We start from the raw sequence: 871 nt of genomic DNA on the forward strand, positions 1-871 counted from the left end.
CTAGGCGGTGTTTACATTCAGAGGCAACATTTGAGTGCCGCGACGAGATTGAGGAAGCCAGCATAGTTTCGGGCGAGTTTGTCGTAGCGCGTTGCGATGCGTCTGAAGTGTTTGATCTTGCTGAAGAAGCGTTCGATCAGGTTTCGGTCTTTGTAGATCGTGGCATCGAAGCTGCGCCATTTGGCGGTGATGGTCCGGCGTGGGACGACGGGCTTTGCACCGCTGGCTGCGATAGCGTCCATGGCCCGCTGCCCATCGTAACCCTTGTCCGCCAGAACGTGCCCTGCCTTCAGCCCCTGGAGAAGCGGCTCGATCTGGGTGATATCGTTGCGCTCGCCACCGGTCAGGATGAAGCGAACGGGATTGCCCAGCGCATCGGTCGCGGCATGAACCTTGGTACTCAAACCGCCTTTTGACCGTCCCAGCGCGTGAGCTTCAAACCGATCTTCGGATCGATCGCTTTTTTTGGGGCACCGGCACTGTGCTGGTGGGCACGCACGATCGTGCTGTCGACGAGGATGTATTCGAAGTCGGCATCATCGCTCAAAGCCTTGAAAAGATTCTCCCAAACACCGCTGCGGCACCAACGGTTGAAGCGCTGATAAACGGTGTGCCAACGGCCAAATTCCTTGGGCAGGACACGCCAGTGCGCGCCCGACCGGGCCAGCCACAGGATCGCTTCCACAAACAACCGGTTGTCCCGCCCCGTCCGCCCAGGATCGGTTGCCTTGCCAGGCAAATGCGGCGCCATCCGCTCCCAAACCGCGTCACTCAGTTCCTGTCGATCCATCCATGCTGACCTCCATCCAGCCAGTAGCTTGAATCAGACTTTTGCCTCATTGGGAATCCTGAATGTAAACACCGCCTAGGG

Annotated in this window: 1 protein-coding gene; it reads right to left on the reverse strand. The window is 58.4% G+C overall.

The features are described 5' to 3' along the window. Positions 1 to 17: 17 nt before the first annotated feature. A protein-coding gene (locus CA237_RS19470) for an IS5 family transposase (protein ID WP_241215568.1) occupies positions 18 to 790 on the reverse strand; the annotation gives its coding sequence in 2 pieces (ribosomal slippage) (positions 18 to 473 and positions 476 to 790; 771 coding nt in all). Between the last annotated feature and the right edge of the window lie 81 nt (positions 791 to 871).

This window comes from Sphingomonas sp. ABOLH (assembly GCF_003951715.1).
In the GTDB taxonomy this organism is placed as follows: Bacteria; Pseudomonadota; Alphaproteobacteria; order Sphingomonadales; family Sphingomonadaceae; genus Sphingomonas; species Sphingomonas hankookensis_A.